Source organism: Oceanobacter sp. 4_MG-2023, from assembly GCF_030689165.1.
Lineage (GTDB): Bacteria > Pseudomonadota > Gammaproteobacteria > Pseudomonadales > Oceanobacteraceae > Oceanobacter.
In genome coordinates, this window is the sequence record NZ_JAUYVV010000007.1 from 98,211 (window position 1) to 113,050 (window position 14,840).

The 14,840-nt window shown below is 53.9% G+C and carries 16 protein-coding genes; 8 read left to right on the forward strand and 8 right to left on the reverse strand.

The features are described from left to right. Nucleotides 1-32: 32 nt before the first annotated feature. Nucleotides 33-722, reverse strand: a complete 690-nt coding sequence (locus Q8W24_RS07230; RefSeq protein ID WP_305414761.1) for a hypothetical protein — start codon at nt 720-722, stop codon at nt 33-35. Between the two features lie 488 nt (nt 723-1,210). Here Q8W24_RS07230 and Q8W24_RS07235 point away from each other — a divergent pair, with 488 nt between their 5' ends. The 3 genes from Q8W24_RS07235 to Q8W24_RS07245 all read left to right on the forward strand — a co-directional run bounded on the left by Q8W24_RS07235 (nt 1,211) and on the right by Q8W24_RS07245 (nt 3,789). After that, nucleotides 1,211-2,092, forward strand: coding sequence for a dienelactone hydrolase family protein (locus tag Q8W24_RS07235; RefSeq protein WP_305474886.1), 882 nt, complete (start codon nt 1,211-1,213; stop codon nt 2,090-2,092). 102 nt (nt 2,093-2,194) lie between these two features. Continuing rightward, a complete protein-coding gene (locus tag Q8W24_RS07240) occupies nt 2,195-3,247 on the forward strand; it encodes a MalM family protein (protein WP_305452040.1) in 1,053 nt (350 codons plus the stop codon). A 98-nt stretch (nt 3,248-3,345) separates the two neighbouring features. Next, a complete protein-coding gene (locus tag Q8W24_RS07245; protein WP_370693313.1) occupies nt 3,346-3,789 on the forward strand; it encodes a CreA family protein in 444 nt (147 codons plus the stop codon). A 72-nt stretch (nt 3,790-3,861) separates the two neighbouring features. On the opposite strand, the gene Q8W24_RS07250 is transcribed toward Q8W24_RS07245, so the two are convergent. Further along, a complete protein-coding gene (locus Q8W24_RS07250; protein ID WP_303433121.1) occupies nt 3,862-4,758 on the reverse strand; it encodes a LysR family transcriptional regulator in 897 nt (298 codons plus the stop codon). A 113-nt stretch (nt 4,759-4,871) separates the two neighbouring features. On the opposite strand from Q8W24_RS07250, the gene Q8W24_RS07255 reads away from it, so the two are divergent. Then, nucleotides 4,872-5,321 (forward strand): VOC family protein, encoded by a 450-nt coding sequence (locus tag Q8W24_RS07255; protein ID WP_305452042.1) that lies wholly within the window; start codon nt 4,872-4,874, stop codon nt 5,319-5,321. A 50-nt stretch (nt 5,322-5,371) separates the two neighbouring features. Beyond that, complete coding sequence (locus tag Q8W24_RS07260) at nt 5,372-5,965, forward strand: glutathione S-transferase family protein (protein WP_303433119.1); 594 nt, start codon at nt 5,372-5,374, stop codon at nt 5,963-5,965. 42 nt (nt 5,966-6,007) lie between these two features. Here Q8W24_RS07260 and Q8W24_RS07265 read toward each other — a convergent pair whose 3' ends face one another. The 5 genes from Q8W24_RS07265 to Q8W24_RS07285 all read right to left on the reverse strand — a co-directional run bounded on the left by Q8W24_RS07265 (nt 6,008) and on the right by Q8W24_RS07285 (nt 10,564). Then, entirely contained in the window at nt 6,008-6,187 is a 180-nt protein-coding gene (locus tag Q8W24_RS07265; RefSeq protein ID WP_303433118.1) for a hypothetical protein, read from the reverse strand. A 207-nt stretch (nt 6,188-6,394) separates the two neighbouring features. After that, nucleotides 6,395-8,035 (reverse strand): PepSY domain-containing protein, encoded by a 1,641-nt coding sequence (locus Q8W24_RS07270; RefSeq protein WP_305474887.1) that lies wholly within the window; start codon nt 8,033-8,035, stop codon nt 6,395-6,397. Continuing rightward, nucleotides 8,032-8,325, reverse strand: coding sequence for a hypothetical protein (locus Q8W24_RS07275; RefSeq protein WP_303433116.1), 294 nt, complete (start codon nt 8,323-8,325; stop codon nt 8,032-8,034). The genes Q8W24_RS07270 and Q8W24_RS07275 overlap by 4 nt, the downstream gene beginning before the upstream one ends. Continuing rightward, nucleotides 8,325-8,585, reverse strand: coding sequence for a hypothetical protein (locus Q8W24_RS07280; RefSeq protein ID WP_305474888.1), 261 nt, complete (start codon nt 8,583-8,585; stop codon nt 8,325-8,327). Before Q8W24_RS07280 ends, Q8W24_RS07275 begins: the two co-directional genes overlap by 1 nt. A gap of 11 nt (nt 8,586-8,596) precedes the next feature. Continuing rightward, entirely contained in the window at nt 8,597-10,564 is a 1,968-nt protein-coding gene (locus tag Q8W24_RS07285; RefSeq protein ID WP_305474890.1) for a TonB-dependent siderophore receptor, read from the reverse strand. A 263-nt stretch (nt 10,565-10,827) separates the two neighbouring features. Between Q8W24_RS07285 and Q8W24_RS07290 the strand changes: the two genes are divergently transcribed. The 3 genes from Q8W24_RS07290 (at nt 10,828) to Q8W24_RS07300 (ending at nt 13,478) form a co-directional block, all read left to right on the forward strand. Then, on the forward strand, nt 10,828-11,691 hold the full coding sequence (locus tag Q8W24_RS07290; RefSeq protein ID WP_305474891.1) for a Tim44 domain-containing protein: 864 nt from the start codon (nt 10,828-10,830) through the stop codon (nt 11,689-11,691). A gap of 127 nt (nt 11,692-11,818) precedes the next feature. Then, complete coding sequence (dapC, locus tag Q8W24_RS07295) at nt 11,819-13,036, forward strand: succinyldiaminopimelate transaminase (protein WP_305474893.1); 1,218 nt, start codon at nt 11,819-11,821, stop codon at nt 13,034-13,036. A gap of 10 nt (nt 13,037-13,046) precedes the next feature. Beyond that, on the forward strand, nt 13,047-13,478 hold the full coding sequence (locus Q8W24_RS07300) for a SufE family protein (protein WP_303433110.1): 432 nt from the start codon (nt 13,047-13,049) through the stop codon (nt 13,476-13,478). 246 nt (nt 13,479-13,724) lie between these two features. Here the strand turns inward: Q8W24_RS07300 and Q8W24_RS07305 are convergent, their stop codons facing one another. After that, nucleotides 13,725-14,756 carry a hypothetical protein gene (locus Q8W24_RS07305; RefSeq protein WP_305474895.1) on the reverse strand — a complete coding sequence of 344 codons (1,032 nt, stop codon included), beginning with the start codon at nt 14,754-14,756 and terminating at the stop codon, nt 13,725-13,727. Nucleotides 14,757-14,840 lie beyond the last annotated feature (84 nt).

Consider the following 14,840-nt stretch of genomic DNA (forward strand, 5'->3'; position numbering starts at 1 on the left):
TGTTCTGGTTCCTGCGCAATCAACCGATCAGATCAACAAAGGTCTGCGGTTAGCTGGTGCGGTAGCAGGCGATAGAGCTTGGTATCGGTGGTTACAATATCCGCCAACGCCGCGACCTGACACCGCTCGGCATCGATAACTTCTATATCGAAGGTTGCCTGATACAACCCCAGCAATTCCTGGTCGATATCAAACAGCTGTTCGTGCTCATCCGGGTCTTCTACCGTCAGTAAATACACCGGACATTGCCCGGCTGGCAGAATGTCGTGCATGTGCTGTACATAAAGTGGACGAATCGCCGGATTTAATGCTGTCAGCGAAGCCCGGTCAAGCACCAGATCAATCACTCCTAACTGCGCCATGGTCAGCTGGAAAAAATCGCCACTGAGTATGGTGATATGTTCACTGCGCCAAACAATAAAATCGCCCTCACGACTGCGGTGATAATCGATCCGGTTCTCGACAAAAAAAGCCTTGGCAGCAATCTGGCTGAGTTCAACTCCGATCACCTCATATCCCTGCTGTGCCAGCCAGAGCAGATCCAGACTTTTGCCACACAAGGGCACAAAAACCCGGCATCTCCCCGCCGTTGTCTGCTCAGGAAAGTGCCGCACCAACAAATTGCTGGTTATTTTCTGATGAAACTCGATCTGGTCGTTACGCCACATCGCCAGCCAGGCCTGGTTATCCTGCCCGGTACTGGCGGTTTTACGTTTACTCATAAGTGATCCGGTGAGACAGATGGCACACGCGAATCAAAACCGGCACAGAGTGTGGCAGTTCAGGCTTGTGGTGCCTCACCCTAGCACATCAATGATTACTGTTTTGCCCAACTCCAATATCCACACAAAAATAATGGTTTTAACCAGCGCAATCCGAACATTGTGCAGTCATTCTGTTTTATGCCTCTCATACCGCACAATCGACCAACGATCATTACATCGTCATCGTGTCTGGCTTTTACCCACAAATCTTGTATTTTGTGGTCAACCCTTGGGGACATCTATTTAATCCGGTGCTCACTCTGGGCTACCGGATGGTTGCGAATCACGAAGCCGACTTGCAGGCCTGACGGGTCAAGTCAAACGTCGGCGACACCGAGTCGAGATCATCCTGCAGCCCCCGAAGGGCGAATGTTGCCGCCGTGCAGGATTAAATAGATGCCCCCCTTGTCTTGTAACGACCACCACAGCCCGCACAGGATATTCCAATGAGTAACGATCCAATCGATCCACAGGTTTACGATTTATACGATGAGTATTGCCACTCCGACATGAGTCGCCGCAGCTTCCTTTCCCGTGCTGCCGCCCTCACACTGGCCGCTGGCTCCGGACTGATAATGGCGCAGTCGTTGCTCCCCCGCTACGCCGAAGCCGAAACCATTTCCTTTACCGACGACCGTATCAAGGCCAACTATGTGCACTACGATTCCCCTGGTGGTACGTCGGGCAAAATGCGGGGGTATCTGGTGCAGCCCAGCGGCGACGGCCCATTCCCCGCGGTAGTGGTTATTCATGAAAACCGGGGGCTGAACCCTTATATCGAAGACGTGGCCCGACGTCTGGCGGTAGCCGGTTTCCTCGCTCTGGCTCCGGATGGTCTATCACCGGTTGGCGGTTATCCCGGAAATGATGACGACGGCAAGCAGCTACAAGCCAGCCTGGATCAGGGCAAACTGTTTACCGATATGCTTAACAGTGCGTATTTTGTCAAACGTCACGCTCTCTCCACTGGCAAGCTGGGAACCACCGGTTTCTGTTATGGCGGCGGCGTGGTGAATCAGCTGGCGGTGACCATGGGGGGTGACCTGAACGCAGCCGCGCCTTTTTACGGCCGCCCGGCCAATAGCCAGGATGTCCCGGCCATTCAAGCGCCGCTGGTGATTCATTTTGCCGAAGATGACCCGCGTATCAATGCCATGAGCGCGGACTATAAAGCCGCATTAACGGCCAATAACAAAGACTTTGCCATGTACCAATATCAAGGTACCCGGCATGGTTTCCATAACGACTCCACCCCACGTTTTAATCAGCAACAGGCCGATCTCGCCTGGAAACGCACTCTGGATTTATTCCAGCAACAGCTGACCTGAGGCATATTCCACAGCTCAGCCAGGTTGATTCCACTGGCTCCGGGATAACGCTCTGCGCTACAGTCGCGAGCGTTATCGATTATTGGCAGATCAGGAGCCTGAATGACGTATGCGTTTTCTTTCTGTACCTTGTTACTGAGCCTGCTGTTCAGCCATACGGTACTGGCGGCTCCCCTGACACCCACACCGCCGCAGGCCTCTCCTCTGGACTGGCTGGCCAGCTTGCCGACACTGCATTACCACCGGCTCGAATATGGCTTTCAGGATGAGTTGATTCCGACCACCGAGCCACTCTTGTTGGGCCAGCATCAGGTACTCGCCACCGGGCTGGAGCTGCCACACTACGATCACCCGGTCCGTATCGACCTGCACTCATTAATCGACGAATACACTGTCTTTTATCCCTCTGTTCTGGTACTCGATGCGCAGTTTAACGCCGTAAGCATCTACAACAGTCCAGTGCTGGCCAATCCGACCCGGACTCGCACAGAGGCGGTGTATCTCCCTTTGGAAATCGCCCCGGGCGACCGTTATCTGGTGGTATTTACCGAGGCTGACTGGTTGGGACGGCTACTATTGATCCAAGAAGACAGCCGGCTGCTGGCGGTGGGTGAGCCCTACCGGCCACAATATCACCACCTTTACCGGGATCGTTATTTCACCACCGACAGTCCACTGCTGGATCTGGCGATTCCAGCCCGTACCGATACCGCCCCCAACTACTTGCATCACGGCTGGGAAGCCGGCCTGGGAATGGATTCAAACCACCAGGGCAACAGCCCCGGCCTGCTGCTCTATGGTGGCTACGCCATGCCTGTCAACCCGCGTATTGAAACCAGAGCCAGGCTTGGTATGCGTTATGCCAGTGGTGATAACCGTCATCGGGGGCTGATGATGCAATTTGATAGCAGTTACCAGCTACCCGACTGGTCAGCCGGTGTCGGCCTGCAGCTCGACATTGCCCATCACCACCAGAGCAGGGATGATAGCCGCCCGATACGCAGCAACACACTCAGCCCACGACTGTTTATTGAATACAAGGCCAGTCGGGCCATACGGTTCGAGTTGGCGTATCGATCCATCGCGGCTCAAACCGGCTGGGAAGTTCAGAACCGCGACGCCATCGGGGTAGCAATGACATACCATTATTATTAAATGCGTGTGTTTGAACCCGATGGATCACTATATTTTGTATTGGAGTGCCAACCATGACCACGTTTCTACGTACCACCCTGCTGGGCCTGATTCCCTTGATGTCTGCCATGACCCAGGCCGAAGTTGTCGGAGAAGTTGATACCGTCTTCAAATTGATCGGCAAGAACCACAAGATTGTGATCGAAGCCTTTGATGACCCCAAAGTCTCCGGCGTCACTTGCCATTTGAGCCGCGCCCAGACCGGTGGCATCAGCGGCACATTGGGACTGGCAGAAGATACCTCCGACGCCTCTATCGCTTGCCGCCAGATTGGTCCAATCCGTTTTCTCGATGATCTGGAAGACGGCGACAAGGTGTTCACCAAGCGTACTTCGCTGTTGTTCAAGAGCATGCAGGTGGTACGGTTTTTTGACCAGAAACGCAGCACACTGATCTATCTGGTCTACTCCGACAAAATGGTCGATGGCTCACCCAAAAACAGTATTTCGACGGTGCCGATCCAGGAATGGCACGCTCCGGCCACCACCGGTTATAAAGACTGATAGCACAACGAGTCAGGACGCCTCGGTGCAGACGTCATAAACCCGACACCGGGGTTATACCGGGGCTATGTATCAAGACGGATCCTGTAAACGCTGGCGCAAGCGCGGCACCATCCAGTCAAGACATTGCCGTACCCGGGGCGACACCAGACGATTGTGCGGGTAGACAAACTGCACCGGAAAAGGAGCCGGAGCATATGGCTCCAGCAGCGACAATAGCTGCCCATTCTGGATCGCCCCCTGTGCCTGATACGACATTACCCGAGCCACACCCAGACCATCCACCGCAGCAGCCAGCACCACATCCACCTGATTGCTGGTCAGGACCGGGGTAACAGCCTGGATAACCAGCTTCTCATGATCAATAAAACGCCATTGATTGCCCTGCGGCGCAAACAGAATCCCGGGCCAATTGGCCAGGTCAGTCGGGTGCTGTGGTTGGCCCAGCCGCTGAATCAATGTCGGGCTGGCGCAAATGCGCGTGTGAGTAATACCCAGCGGCAATGCAATCAGCGAGGAGTCCGCCAGATGGCCGATGCGCAAGGCCAGATCAAACCCTTCTTCAATCACATCCACCATCCGGTCCAGCAGGACCAGCTCTGCCGCCATACCCGGATGTTCCACCAGCCACTGGTTCAGCAATGGCGCCAGATGCAAACGCCCGAACATCACCGGAGCCGTAATCTGGATTGAGCCGGTGAGCGTGGTTTTACGTACATCCAAACGAAACTCGGCGGCTTCAACATCTGCCAGAATCCGGCGGCAATATTGCAAATATTCACGCCCTTCATCGGTCAGGGCAATGCGGCGGGTGCTGCGATTTAACAACCGTACTCCCAGATATTTTTCCAGCTCCGCCAGCGCCCGGACAATCGCCGCAGGAGAGCGGTTCATGGTATTGGCAGCGGCGGTCAGGCTGCCGTTATCCACAATCGCCACAAAAGTCGCCATCGCTCTGAATTTATCCATGCTTGTCCCACTTGTGCAAAAAACGTAATAAACCTATCAGGATAATCCTATTTATTGCGATTATCGAAGAGTGTTTACTGAACAGCATCCACGTCATAAGACAGGTCGACACCTTGATAAATGCCCGCAACCCGCAACCCGTTCTGCAATACGACCACGTCGGCATACGAGTGAGTGACAAGCAGCGTTCCGTGCATTTTTATGAACGACTGGGGTTTCGGCAAACCGCCCTGTTCGAGCACCATGAAGCCAATGAGATGGAGTCCCCCAGCGGGGTCAGAATCAACCTGATTTTTAACGCCACCCGACTGCATCATGGTCGCAATCCACTGCTGGATGAACCGGTGAAATTACCCGGCATCACCCACCCAGCGTTTGTGATCGAAGATATTTATGCCCTGCAAGACTGGCTCAAGGCGGAAGGCATCGCCATTACCGAAGGCATCCATCGCATTGGCCCACGGCGAATTACGCTGTTTATCCGGGACCCGGATGGCAATGTGCTTGAATTTAACCAATTGCTGCCGGCAGTGCCTGACAGCGACTCCGATGCCGTACTGTAACGGCATCACAGCCCCAAGACCCCGACAACAAATACAATAAGGAATACCTCATGCAACTTTATGATCTGGAACCATCCGGTAACTGCTACAAGGTGCGGCTGTTTGCGGCACTGATCGATCTGCCACTGGAATTGATCGCCGTTGATTTTCTCGATGGAGCCCACAAGCGTGCCCCTGTAACGGATCTGAACCCTTGGGGAGAACTGCCGGTATTAGTCGATGGTGATGTCACGCTGCGTGATTCCCAGGCCATTCTGGTGTACCTGGCCCGGGAATATGGCGGTCATCAATGGTGGCCAGACGGTGCGGCCCAACAAGGTGAGGTAATGCAATGGCTGTCTACGGCAGCCAACGAAATCCAGCATGGCCCCAACTCCGCGCGACTGGTCGACAAGTTTGGTTATGCTTTGAACAAGCAACAGACTCTGGACACCAGCAACCGTATTCTGGCTTTGCTGGAGCAGCACCTGACAACCCATGACTGGCTGGCATTGCAACGTCCAACCATTGCTGAATGTGCGGTTTTCCCATACGTTGCCATTGCCTGGGAAGGCGGCATTGATCTGTCGGGCTACCCGCACATCAACCAATGGATGGCCCGTATCAAGGCGTTGCCCAAATTTATTCCGATGCCGGGTATCTAAATCCAGACCCTGCCCATGGCGGGCAAGGGTTTGATGGTGTATTCAACAACGGTGATGAGGGCCACAGCACTGATCACCGTAATAGTTGTCACTGTAGTTACACCCCTGACGCGACGGGCGGTCAACCTTAGGGGAAGTGGTGGTTGGCGATGTTGCCGTTACAGCTGTCAGATTGGCTTCGGGTTGGGCCACCACGGAGATATAACGCAAGATACTGTTCATAACGAATCCTCTGTTTGTCTATCAACACAGTCAGATTAATCGCTATTTTCTATCACTAACAATGGCATATATCTCTTGCATTAATAGCCTTTGACAATCAATAAATTACTATCAATCTTCATCAGCTATTAATACATCACCAACTATCGCCATCACCAACTATCAATCTTCACTGACTATCCATCCCCACTGGCGATTCATTTCACTTCAGCTGGTGACCGCATCAGCCAGCGCCGCGCCGACCGGCACTGCCCGTCGACGTAATCGCCAGTCCAGCAGCAGAATCAACCCTGTACTCAGCAATGCCACCAGATCCACAGCCAGGCTTGCCCCGGTCACTGCCGCAATATCCAGATCCCCCGACAACACCAGTAACATGCTGCAAGCCGGAATCAGCAAAATACTCACCGCCGTGGCCTGCAGCAACTCGCTACCGGCCCGTTCACTGCCCCGTACACAGGCCCATAACAACCAGACCAGCCAGGTCAGGTAATATCCCCATAACAGCAGGATATTCGACGGATTGCCTTCACTGTTTTCAGCCAGCATCCCCTCCGACAGCTTGCTCACCGCCATGGCTACCGCAACCCCGGCGATACTGCCAAGACAAACCCCGGTCGTGGCATTGGCCATCCAGCGTACCGAGCGTGGCTGCTCTGCCATGGCTAATGCCGCCTTGCCGGATTTTTTGCGCCGACTCTGGATCCACAGCACATTGCCGCTGTAGAAAATAAACGCACCACTGAGACCAAGCGCAAAATACAGCCACTTCACTCCGGTGCCTCCAAAGCTGCCAAAATGCATACCAAAGAAGCTGCTCACCAGCATACTCCAGTCATCCTGTTGCCCAGGCAAAACACTGGTGTTGATCACCTCCAGGGTATAAGGATCAAGAATGACATAGCCTTCCCGTGCGCCACGGGTCAGGTAGCTGTCATGAGTAACCGCAACCCGGGCAATCGCTCGCGACGAATCCAGATTCATCAGCTCGACTGCCTTGACCTCAAACCCCGGAGCTTGCTGCTGCACTTGCTCCAGTAGCTGACTGATCGCTGGCAGCTCGGTGACCGACTGCTCCGTCGCTTCCACCCGTACACCAAACATGGATTTGTCACCGTACACTACCTCTTGCAAGGCATCGTAAAGCTCGTCATGGAAGGCAAACACCACCACCGTCACCGCAATCATCAGATGAAAGGGCAGGCTGGTAATACCAATCAGGTTATGGCTGTCCAGCCAGAAACGCTTGCGGCTCTTTTCCGGCCGCACAATCAAAAAATCCCGAATCAGTGTGGGCAATACCAATACGATGCCCGACACCAGCGCCAGGCAGTACAGCAACGATGCCACGCCCATCAGATACAGGCCAATCCAGCCATGGCCCCACTGTCCCGGTATTCCGGCAGTACGATGTAACAGATCAATCAATTCCCCCAGCTGACCAGGGGTCTGCTGCTGGACCTGCAATTGCCCGTCGTTATCCAGACTCGCTTGCCAGCGTGCCGCCGACAGATTCAAATCGCGGCTCCGCCCTCCTCCTTGCCAGAACAGCGGTGCATTGCCTTGTGGATGCTCCCCCAGCTGCAGCGTCATCCCCCGGTGGGCTGCCGGATACTGCGCCAGCACCTGATCCACCAGCGAGTCCAGCTCAACCGGAGAAAGCTGTGATGTCGGCTGCAGCTTGTCACTGGCCGTCTCCGACCACTGCTGGATTGGCTCTTCGAACATAGTGAGTGCACCGGCAAAAAAGCAGATAAACAGCAAGATGCCAGAGCTGATACCAACCCAGGTATGCAGGGTCTTGTACATTTTCAGAATGTCGCCCCGCACCTTGAATCCGTTTTTCATGCCATACCTCCGGTGCGAACAAAATACAGTGCCGTATGACTGATCAGCGCCAGGCTCCCCAATACCAGCCAGGCCCGGACACCATTACGAAACAAATACACGGTTGCCAGCAAGGGTACCCAGACCAGCACGATCAACCACATGTTGAATTGCACCTTGTTAGTGGCATCAATCCCTCCCGGCCCCCACCAGGCAAACAGACCACTGATGCCCAGTGCCAACAAAAATCCGGCGATGATGCCGCTGAGGCTTTTTGACCACCAGTCATAACGAAAATCCCGTGCTGCCATCAGTCGGCCCTCCACCACAGTAAAAACAGCGCCGGGAGTAACCCCAGCGCAAGCATGACCACCACCAGCCAGGCCAGGACTGCAGTCAGTGGCGGCACGGACAGCAGCCACCCCAGTAACGGCACTCCCTGTGCTACCAGCACCAACGGCCGATATCTGGCCGGTAGCGGTCGTGCCAGCCAGCGCTGGTTAGGCAAACTCAGGTACAACAAAGCCACCGCCAGCGTCGTCAGGCCAATAAGCAAGGTGATTGTGGTCATAAGAACATCCATCAGAAGTAGTAAGTGCCGCCAAAGTAATAGTTACGGCCCAGCTCGACAGTGGAAATATTGTCATCCATATCCGTCAGATTGATATCACCGATATTGTTGACGCCAAATTTGAGCTGTACCGCTTCATTCATATCCATCAGGAAACCCAGATCCGTGCGGTAATACGACAGCTTACGCACATTGGTCTGGGAGTCGGCCCAGTAGGAATAGGTCATACCCCCTACATAATTGACATTAAGACTGGCGCTGAGGGCATCCGTCGCCTGCATTTTGATACCGAGATTCGATTGATGCTCAGGACGATACTCAATCACGGCGTCGTCTTCGTCCTTGACGATCAGTCGGGTGTAATTACCGGTAACCACCAAACTATCGGTCAGGTCCAGATCACCGCTTACTTCATAACCTTTCGACGTGACCTTGCTCAGGTTGACCCAGACCGGGGAGTACACACCATCCTCATCGGCTTCGCCCAGTTCCCGTTCGATCTTGTCTTTGACCTCGGTATCAAACACATCCGCACTCAGACTCCAATAAGGCTGGCGTACTTCCACCCCCAGCTCTTTGGTGATACTGGTCTCTGGTTCCAGATCCGGATTACCGGGAATGTAGCAGCTGCCACCACAACTGATTTCGTTGTATTCCGGGCTTAACTTACGGCCATCCGGGGCTTTGAACGCCTTACCAACGCCCCCTTTTAATGTCACGGCATCATTCAGTTGGTAAACCAAATAGCTTTTCGGAGAAAAGTGACCACCAAAGATTTCGTGATGATCCCAGCGGCCGCCCAGCGTCAGGGTCAGCTGATCCGTCAGCGCCAGTTCATCCTGCACAAACACACCAGCCTGATCGATGCTGTATTTGCCGGTTTCCACATAGTTGACCGGGTCTTCCAGTTCCTGATGGCGGAAATCGAACCCGGCTACCAGATCGTTCATTCCCAGAGATGTATGGCCATAGGCCTTGGCGTACAGGTTGGTTTCCTTGGTGTGATGCTGGGGGATGTCATAACTGGTGTTGTAGTCGTCAACATCGCTGTGCTCATATTTGATATAAGCGGTGGTTGAAGCATTGCTCCATTGACCCGTATGAGTCAGTGCCAGGTCATAACGATTGATGGTCTGATCACGGTACGAGCTGGTGCCGTACAGCTGATAGGGACGATCATCATGGTTATAACCAAGGTCAATATCGATGCTTTGCTGTTCATCCAGATCCACGGTCAGCGTTGACGTCAGATTGCTGGCCGTTTTTTCTTCCTGCTCCGGTACCTCATCAGCATCATTGGCGTACCAGGCATCACGGCTGTACTGGTCCGCCGATACTGACAGGCTGACCTTGTCATTCAGAGACCCCATAACCGTCCCGCCCAAACGGTAACGGCCGCCATCTTCACCAGAGTCGACCACGGTGTATTCACCACTGACACTGCCGCGCCACTCGCCAGCGGACTTTTTGGTGATGATATTAATCACCCCACCAATGGCATCAGAACCATACAAGGCCGCCATCGGCCCACGAATCACTTCAATGCGTTCAATCGAGGACACAGGAATTGAGTTGAAATCAACATCACTGCCTTTGGCAAATGCACCGCCGGATGACACCCGCTTGCCATTGATCAGGATCATGGTGTAATCGCTGTCCAAACCACGGATCTGGATATCATCCCGACCATTACTGTCCGTCAGATTATTCAACCCTGCATTGGCTCGCAGCAAGTCACCCAAACTATCAACCGGAGCCGATTCAATTTCTTCAGCACTCAAAACGGTTGTAAAAGCCGGTGCGGTTTCGATTGGCCGTGCACTCATCGTGGCCGTAACCACCATGGACTCGAGTTCGATGTTCGATGAATCATCAGCCATCGCAGTAGCAGACAAGCAAGAACCAAGGGTCAGACAAGCAGGCGTTAGCCAACTGTGGGCTCCTTGAGAAAAGACAGAACGAGAACGGAACTTGGGCATATATTTCTACTCTTAGTGGGTGGTTAGACGTCGACGTCCCTATCAAACACAAATGATATTACCTATCATTTGTATTGTCTTCTGGTAAATACACCCACTGACAGCACCTTACAATTCTCTGCACTAGCGTTCACCCAGTGCTTCCTCCCGGCACAACCTCTCCGTGGCTGCTCTGGCCTGTCTGATATTTCCGACCTCTGAAGCCGGCCAATTCTGTTACAGTGGCGGCCGCTCTGACAAAGATGACATTCACAGAGGTTATTATGAAGTTCTTCTGGTCCCTGTTTGCGACAGCCTTTCTATTAATGGCCCTGATGCAATCCGCCGAGGCAGCCCCCAAAATAGACAGTGACAGCTTTACCCATCACACCTTCACAGCCGCGGTTCCAGCCAAGTCGGCACTCCTGGCCAGCCAGACAGATGCCGCTACAGGACCGTGGACCCAAACAAGTACAAGCAGCTTGATAAAAGACCTGTTGAATGGCTTGTTCAGTGGCAGCCTGTTTGCTTTTCTGTTTGCCAACGGCGCTTTTGATGGCATCCAATGGATCGATATCCTGTGGCTGGTATTAACCGGACTGGTCTTGTTGAAACTGTTTCGCAGACAACCTGCACACCCTCCTGGTGCAGACCAACACCACGGCACCTTCCTGTCCTCGGTCGCCGATACCATTGGCTCTCAGCATCACCCGCGCCAGGATCTCAGCGTGATAATGAACCAAACCATCAACAACGAACCTCCGATCAACCTGCCTCAGGACTTTGACCGCACAGCCTTTGTCCAGCGAGCGCTGGATCACTATCGACTGGTACAACAGGCCTGGAATGATGGTGACATGCGCACCCTCAGGGAATACGTCGTTGCCGAGCTGTACACCTTGCTGGCCCGTCAACGGGCTACCATGGCGGCAGCGCCACCCCAGACGGAAGTCCTCGATCTTGCCGCGGATATAGTACTGGCACGCCAGGTTGGTTCCGTACGCAAGATCAGCTTGCTGTTTCATGGCCATAGCCGGGATCATGGCGACCACAGCGAAGACCGTATTCGCGATACCTGGCACCTGGAACGGGATATGTCGATTGACGATGCCCCCTGGCTGATCACCGGGATTGAAGCCAGCGAATAACCGCCATACCGCAGCCACCGCCATACTTTTGTCATAATGACCTGCTCTTTCCGATGTCAGCAGGTATAATCACCAGCACTTTTTCACGGCAGCTGTGGCTGCCTGTCGTTGTCTTTGTTGGTGTCACATGAATCCAGACCTGAGCAAACTCCAGCCCTACCCATTCGAAAAACTGGCGAAACTGAAAGCTGCTGTCAGCCCCAATATGGCTCTGGAGCACATATCCCTGTCGATCGGCGAACCCAAACACCCTTCGCCCGTCTTTGTCCAACAGGCCATGATCGACAGCATCCGGTCACTGGAAAACTACCCCACCACCAAGGGTCTGCCAGAGCTCAGCAGCGTTTGTGCCGATTGGCTCGGCCGCCGTTTCAAGCTGAACGCCATCGACCCGGTAACCCAGGTTATTCCGGTTAACGGCACCCGCGAGGCCATTTTTGCCTTCGCCCAGGCCGCTGTGGATCGCAGCCAGCCACAGCCGCTGGTCCTGAGCCCAAATCCCTTCTATCAGATTTACGAAGGGGCAGCGTATCTGGCCGGTGCCGAGCCTTATTTTCTGCCATGTCTCGAAGCCACGGGATTTAACGCCGATTATGCATCTGTTCCGGCTGACGTTTGGCAACGTTGCCAACTGCTGTTTGTCTGCTCTCCAGGCAACCCGACCGGCTCGACCCTGAGCCTTGCCCAATACAAGGAACTGATTGCCCTGGCCGATCAGTACAACTTTATTATCGCCTCTGATGAGTGTTACTCCGAGCTCTGGGTCGATGGCAAAGAAGCTCCCGCCGGGCTGCTGCAAGCCTGCGCGGAACTGGGCCGCGACGATTACGACAAGTGTGTGGTCTTCCACTCCCTGTCCAAGCGCTCCAACCTGCCCGGCCTGCGCTCCGGTTTTATTGCCGGTGATGCCAAACTGCTGAAGCCCTTTCTGCTGTACCGCACCTACCATGGTTGCGCGCAACCCGTACAAACCCAGATGGCCGCTATTGCCGCCTGGAAAGACGAAGCTCATGTGGAAGAAAACCGCCGCCAGTACACCGAGAAATTCAAAACCTTTATCGAGATTCTCGAGCCGGTGATCGATATTCAACAAACCGATGCCAGCTTCTACTTGTGGTTAAAAACCCCGATTGCCGACGACCTGTTCGCCCAGCGCCTGTTTGCCGAGCAACACATCACGGTATTACCCGGCTCCTATATTTCCCGCGCCGTCGAAGGTATTAACCCCGGCGCCGGTCGCGTTCGCATGGCTCTGGTCGCCAGCGTCGAAGAATGCCGTGAAGCCGCCCAACGTATCCGCAGCTTTATCGAAACACTGAACGCCGAGCTGGCTGAATCAGCCTGAGGAGAGCACCGTGAGCCTGACCCCGAATCCCTTCGGCAGTGAGATTACTACCGACGATATTCTTGACACCCTTGGCTTTTTTGACGATTGGGAAGAGCGCTACAAATACATCATCGAGCTTGGCAAACAATTACCGCCAATGCCCGATGACAAGAAAACCGAACAGCATCTGATTCGTGGCTGCCAGAGCCAGGTCTGGATTGACTCCGATATCATTGACGGCAAGCTGGTACTGGAAGCTGACTCCGACGCCCATATCGTCAAAGGCCTGCTTGGCGTGGTACTCAGTGCCTACAATGGCAAAACCCCGGCAGCGGCCAGCGCCTTTGATATCGACGGCTACTTTGGCGCCATTGATCTGATCAAACACCTGAGCCCCACCCGAGGTAACGGTATCCGCGCCATGGTGCAACGGATTCAAGAGATTGCGGCAAACGCCTGAGCCAGTACACATCCACAAAATCATATCGACTCGACAGACACCCCTTGCCACAAGGGGTGTCTGTCTTCTTCATGCCAACACTGGCGGCGGTGATTGCGGTGATTGCGACGGTATGGCGTATGGCATGCCTGATTATCCGCAGTAACACCAAAACAACACCAAAACAACACCAAAACTGACTGGCCACCAGCCATTAAAAAGGGCGCCGAAGCGCCCTTTACCAATAGTCATGCTCTGCTGCGAGTATCAGTCAAGCTGATAGTCGTAGGTCATATCGTAGTCGGAGAGAACATCCACAGAAGAGCCGCCAACATCGACGGTTGTTGTCAGCGTAAAGCTCAGTGTAAAGGTCTTGCGTGTATCGGTATCGGTTAGCGTGGTGACTTCCAGATTGCTGATTTCAGAACCAGATGTCTCAAAGCTATCACTGACCCGATCTTCAATTTCAGGCAGGGAATCCGGTGCCTCCAGCCCATCGATAGTAACCTCAGGAATAACCGTCGTCGTTGCTCCAGACCTGAATGTACCACTGAAGGTCAGCGTCCACTCGCCATCCAGGTCACTGTCATCACCGCCAATAACGATGCCGCCGTTATCCGTACCTGCATCAATATCCATGTCGTAGTCATACACCACACCATCCACCGCCACGGTGAAAGAACTGGTGCTGAAGTTGATATCAATACTGATCAGATCCAGTACCGCATCGAAGCCATTGCCGTTGGCGCTGAACTCCGTAGTAAAAAAGTCGTAGCTGTCGGCATTCAGGCCATTGTCAGAAAACTGTTCGCTGAAATTGGCATTAACCTGCGCCTGGGCATCCTCAAGATCGTCGCTGGAGAAACTGGCAGCGGCATCAGACCAGCGTTGCTGCAGCACTTCCAGGCTGATTTCACCATTGGCCAGGAACATCGCCAGTGTCGTCAACTGTGTAATGTTGGCAACGCTGTTGGCGCTTGCGGCAAACGAATACTGTACGTCCGAGCCATCATCAGGAATAGCACGCAGCAAGAAAGGGGCTGTCATGCCGGTAACGGTAATGGTGTAGCTGCCATCATCCTCGGTCGCGACATTGACCTCGGTACCACTGGCATCGGTGACATATACAAAACCGTCAATCGCCGCACCGGTGGCCGCCGTACCTTCCAGTGTTGCATCTGATGTGTTGTCGTCACTGCTGCTGCCACTACTATCACTACCACCGCAACCAGTGATGGCCAACGTACTACTGAGCAGAGCGACAGACATCCAGCTCGTCAATGAATGTGTCCAGTTCATGATTTGATTCCTTTTTGCTAATCACAGGGTGCTTTATTTGGGCCTGGGCACCGGTAAATGGGGATATATTCCAATGTTTATGGT

What these genes read in the sequence shown, in the direction of transcription:
- Q8W24_RS07285 (WP_305474890.1), bottom strand. Translation starts at nt 10,564, where the DNA reads ATGCCCAAGTTCCGTTCTCGTTCTGTCTTTTCTCAAGGAGCCCACAGT.
- Q8W24_RS07250 (WP_303433121.1), bottom strand. Translation starts at nt 4,758, where the DNA reads ATGGATAAATTCAGAGCGATGGCGACTTTTGTGGCGATTGTGGATAAC.
- Q8W24_RS07240 (WP_305452040.1), top strand. Translation starts at nt 2,195, where the DNA reads ATGACGTATGCGTTTTCTTTCTGTACCTTGTTACTGAGCCTGCTGTTC.
- Q8W24_RS07280 (WP_305474888.1), bottom strand. Translation starts at nt 8,585, where the DNA reads ATGACCACAATCACCTTGCTTATTGGCCTGACGACGCTGGCGGTGGCT.
- Q8W24_RS07230 (WP_305414761.1), bottom strand. Translation starts at nt 722, where the DNA reads ATGAGTAAACGTAAAACCGCCAGTACCGGGCAGGATAACCAGGCCTGG.
- Q8W24_RS07275 (WP_303433116.1), bottom strand. Translation starts at nt 8,325, where the DNA reads ATGGCAGCACGGGATTTTCGTTATGACTGGTGGTCAAAAAGCCTCAGC.
- Q8W24_RS07235 (WP_305474886.1), top strand. Translation starts at nt 1,211, where the DNA reads ATGAGTAACGATCCAATCGATCCACAGGTTTACGATTTATACGATGAG.
- Q8W24_RS07245 (WP_370693313.1), top strand. Translation starts at nt 3,346, where the DNA reads ATGTCTGCCATGACCCAGGCCGAAGTTGTCGGAGAAGTTGATACCGTC.
- Q8W24_RS07305 (WP_305474895.1), bottom strand. Translation starts at nt 14,756, where the DNA reads ATGAACTGGACACATTCATTGACGAGCTGGATGTCTGTCGCTCTGCTC.
- Q8W24_RS07265 (WP_303433118.1), bottom strand. Translation starts at nt 6,187, where the DNA reads ATGAACAGTATCTTGCGTTATATCTCCGTGGTGGCCCAACCCGAAGCC.
- Q8W24_RS07290 (WP_305474891.1), top strand. Translation starts at nt 10,828, where the DNA reads ATGAAGTTCTTCTGGTCCCTGTTTGCGACAGCCTTTCTATTAATGGCC.
- Q8W24_RS07260 (WP_303433119.1), top strand. Translation starts at nt 5,372, where the DNA reads ATGCAACTTTATGATCTGGAACCATCCGGTAACTGCTACAAGGTGCGG.
- Q8W24_RS07270 (WP_305474887.1), bottom strand. Translation starts at nt 8,035, where the DNA reads ATGAAAAACGGATTCAAGGTGCGGGGCGACATTCTGAAAATGTACAAG.
- dapC (WP_305474893.1), top strand. Translation starts at nt 11,819, where the DNA reads ATGAATCCAGACCTGAGCAAACTCCAGCCCTACCCATTCGAAAAACTG.